Here is a 3851-nt window from a genome sequence, read left to right as displayed (position 1 = left end):
GAGAGAAAATTCTTTAAAATAAAAAATTTTGGTATTGAATTGCATTAATCAACCGATTTATAATCATAATTTAGTTTAGTCTAGCAACTATTATGAAATTATAGTTAATCGGGTAAATCAAGGCTAACTTCTATATTATATATTCTTAGATGGTTAATATGTCTGAAAAAATTGAATCCTCCACTGAAACAACAACTGACTTTTTAAAATTTGCAATAAAACGTATCCTTAGGGCGATACCAGTTTTAATTGGGGTGGCAACTATTGTTTTTATCCTATTCCGGTTACTTCCAGGGGATGTTGCAAATACATTAGCAGGAAAAGATCCTAGGCCTGAAAAACTCGAATTAATTAGACAAAAATGGGGCTTAGACAAGCCAGCTTGGGAGCAATATTTAATTTTTATGCAAAAATTACTTTTTGAATTTGATTTGGGAATTTCAATGATTTCTTCAACTCCAGTTGCTTATGAGTTAGGAATTCGATTCCCTGCAACGATTGAATTAACATTAGTATCAATATTACTTGCAACAATTGCAGGAATTCCTATTGGAATATTATCAGCCTATAAACAACACTCACGAATAGATTACCTTACGATGATAATTGCATTATTGGGGGTTAGTATGCCAATTTATTGGTTAGGATTAATGCTGCAAAGCGTATTTTTTAACAATCTCGGATGGTTTGAAGCAACACATAGAATAGATTCCCATTTAAGTGCTTCACTTCCGAAATATACAAATTTTTATCTTATTGATTCCTTTGTAGTAGGAATAATGGAAGGTAACTGGGAGTATTTCCTTTCAGCAACAAACCATCTTGTTTTACCTTCTTTGGCATTAGCAACTATTCCCTTAGCTGTAATTGCTAGAATGATGCGATCTAGTATGCTTGAGGAACTTGGAAAAGATTATGTTAGAACAGCTCGCTCAAAGGGTCTTAAAGAAAGGTTAGTAATAGTAAAACATGTTACAAAAAATGCGATGATTCCAACTATTACAGTAATTGGCTTAAATTTTGGAGCACTGTTAGCAGGAGCAGTTTTAACTGAAACTATTTTTTCTTGGCCAGGGGTAGGAGGATATATTTGGAATAGTATTCAAGATAGAGATTTCCCAGTTATTATGGGATTCGTCATGATTAGTGCCTTCATATTTGTCGTTACAAATATGGCCACAGACATTATCTATGCCTATTTGGATCCGAGAGTACGGTATTTTAAGAGGGATTAATCAATGAGAAGTCTTAAGGTTGCTAAAATTGGGAAATTTGAAGATGAATCAGATAGTAAACTAGATGAAATTTCGGGAGCGACAACATGGAGTGTAATCTTCAAGAGATTTCGACGTAATCAAGCAGCACTTGTTGGATTAGGCATTTTAGGTTTCTTTATTATTTTAGCAATTATATCACTTCTCGATGAAATGTTATTCAATTTTTTTAACATTCCTATCTTTCCTTATGGCCCAAACGATCCTGTGTCAAGAAGTTTTCAAACTCCATCACCAAAGCATTTTTTTGGAACAGATAACGTTGGACGTGATATTTTTGTTCGTATTATTTATGGTGCTCGTATTTCCATTACAGTAGGCTTTATAGCTGTCTTTGTTTCATTATCAGTGGGAACATTAATAGGATTACTAGCAGGGTATTATGGTAGTTGGATTGATTCTATTATTTCAATGGGTTTAGAGATGTTACTGGCTTTTCCAGCAATATTACTAGCTTTAGCGATATTATCATTAATGGGAAGCAGTTTAGAAAATGCAATGCTCGCTGTGGGCATTGTTTATATCCCCTATTATGCACGAATTGTAAGAGGTCAAACTTTTGTTGAACGTGAATTGATGTATGTTGAAGCAGCAAAGGTTCTAGGAGCTAAAACCCCACGGATTTTAACCCAACACATTCTTCCAAATGTGTTTGGTGTATTAATTGTCTATTCTACTTTAGGAGTAGGAACTGCTATTTTGGAAGTTGCTGCGTTAAGTTTTCTTGGATTAGGCGCTCAAGCTCCAACCGCTGAGTGGGGTTCCATGATTGGAGATGGAAGGAAATTTTTTGCTGCTGCACCTCACTTAACTTTTTTCCCTGGAATGGCAATTCTATTAACAGTAATATCATTTAATTTAGTAGGCGATGGTTTACGAGAAGCATTTGATCCTAGATTTAAAAAGTAAAAGAAGGTGATGATAAAATATGGCAAATCAACACTCCGAAACCATAGTCCCAGAGGTTCAGAAAAATTCGGTGAAATTTAAAATCATTGAAATGACCATCGTCTTTTCTAGTATCATAATCCTCATAATCTTTTTTTATATCTTCTTTATTACTTCTAATTGGATTTCATTCTATTTCTTATATTTTATAGCCATTTTACTATTTTTTATTTACTTTCTCCTATCTCCAACAATAAAAAGGAAAGAAATTTTCCAAATTCAACTGATAAAACTAATATCAATTCTTACAGGATTGGGATTCACCTTATTTGTATTAATGATCGCTTATGGTGATCAAGCAGTTATTTTCATTTTGAAAGGAATTTCTCTTCAAAATTTAGTTCAAATATTTGAAAATTTAGATTTCTTTGAATTATTTAGCTATTTTTATTTTCTAATTCTGTTCTTTTTTCTTATTTTTATAAAACGAGTGATTTTAGAAGAAAAATTAATCATTCAATTCTCTGATAAACAACGTTCAATTCTTTCAAATGCCTTTGATTCATTCAAGGAAGGATCATTAAATTATCCTGTGGTAATAATGATTATTTTCCCTCTACTCCTTCAGGTAATTCTTCCTATGATAGTTAATATCATTGTCTTTGTTGAACTTTTTTTACCATTTATCCTAATAGGTGAATTATATCAAACCTCGGAGAAACATTTAATTGCATTCGTAAAACAGATCAGAATTAAACAGAATTTTAGCGTTACTATTCCTGCAATTTTAATTCTCGCATTCCCTATAGGTATTTTCGTGATTTTAGAAACTGGCCTCATTTCTTTCTTTAATTTGGTTCATTATAATTTTCTTTGGGAAAATCCAGATAGTTTTGTTGCCTTAGCTTTTTGGGGATTGATTAACTCATTTCTTTCTATTGTATCATTTAATAACATATGGCTTCTGTCTATCTATACAGAATTCAAGTATTATTTTATTACTTTTTTTATATTAGCATTTATCAGTAAATTTTATCTCCTCGTTAAACATTTTATCCGAATACAATCCATTAAACAGGTAGAACGTTTTATTTTAACCTACGAAACTTAAGAAGACGATTCAAAGAAGGAGGATTGTTGATTTATATATTAAAAAGAAAAAAAAGAAGAGGGGGAATAAAAAGGTTATTTCTTCCTTCTATTACTGAAGAGGATTGTTAGAACTATAAATCCACCTAAGGCCGTTATTAATGCAGTAATAGCATCAGGTCCTGCTGGTCTTCCACCTTTAACTGCATACCCAAGAGATTTTAATATATCTCGGGCATGGTCGGGATCAAATTTATAATCTTCTATTGTATCATTATAACCCCAGATACTTGGTGGGAATGGATTTTTAGCCTGAACTGCATATCCACCGTATGCGTTTTCAATAATTGCACTTCGATTAATTGCATAATGGAAAGCTCGACGTACTAAAGAGGCATGGGTTGTTTGTCCTCCGAAATCTGGATCATCGACTGCTTCAGTATTATTAAATGGATAACGGAGAGCATTCATCGCTAAATAACCAATATTCATTCCAGGTTGAGTGAACATATTTACTCCGCTAGCTGCTTCTATTGCTGGCACATTAGTTCCTGAAAAATCATCAAGAATATCAATTGTGGGTGTTCCTGCAGTTATTTC

At 32.7% G+C, this 3851-nt stretch carries 4 protein-coding genes; 3 read left to right on the top strand and 1 reads right to left on the bottom strand.

Annotated elements, in window-relative coordinates:
- The first annotated feature begins 158 nt into the window (after window positions 1-158).
- The 3 genes from ACWVCY_RS06770 to ACWVCY_RS06760 are packed head-to-tail and all read left to right on the top strand — an operon-like array spanning window position 159 to window position 3273.
- Window positions 159-1235 (top strand): ABC transporter permease, encoded by a 1077-nt coding sequence (locus ACWVCY_RS06770; RefSeq protein WP_455141408.1) that lies wholly within the window; start codon window positions 159-161, stop codon window positions 1233-1235.
- Between the two features lie 3 nt (window positions 1236-1238).
- Window positions 1239-2183, top strand: a complete 945-nt coding sequence (locus ACWVCY_RS06765) for an ABC transporter permease (protein ID WP_455141406.1) — start codon at window positions 1239-1241, stop codon at window positions 2181-2183.
- Window positions 2184-2202: 19 nt separating this feature from the next.
- Entirely contained in the window at window positions 2203-3273 is a 1071-nt protein-coding gene (locus ACWVCY_RS06760) for a hypothetical protein (RefSeq protein WP_455141404.1), read from the top strand.
- A gap of 74 nt (window positions 3274-3347) precedes the next feature.
- Here ACWVCY_RS06760 and ACWVCY_RS06755 read toward each other — a convergent pair.
- Window positions 3348-3851: ABC transporter substrate-binding protein (locus tag ACWVCY_RS06755; protein WP_455141402.1), on the bottom strand; the 504-nt coding region annotated here is incomplete at its 5' end.

The organism is Candidatus Hodarchaeum mangrovi, assembly GCF_975850365.1.
This window is presented reverse-complemented; position numbering and strand designations above follow the sequence as displayed.

Coding starts and splice junctions, on each gene's coding strand:
- ACWVCY_RS06765 (WP_455141406.1), top strand. CDS start 1,239: ATGAGAAGTCTTAAGGTTGCTAAAATTGGGAAATTTGAAGATGAATCA.
- ACWVCY_RS06770 (WP_455141408.1), top strand. CDS start 159: ATGTCTGAAAAAATTGAATCCTCCACTGAAACAACAACTGACTTTTTA.
- ACWVCY_RS06760 (WP_455141404.1), top strand. CDS start 2,203: ATGGCAAATCAACACTCCGAAACCATAGTCCCAGAGGTTCAGAAAAAT.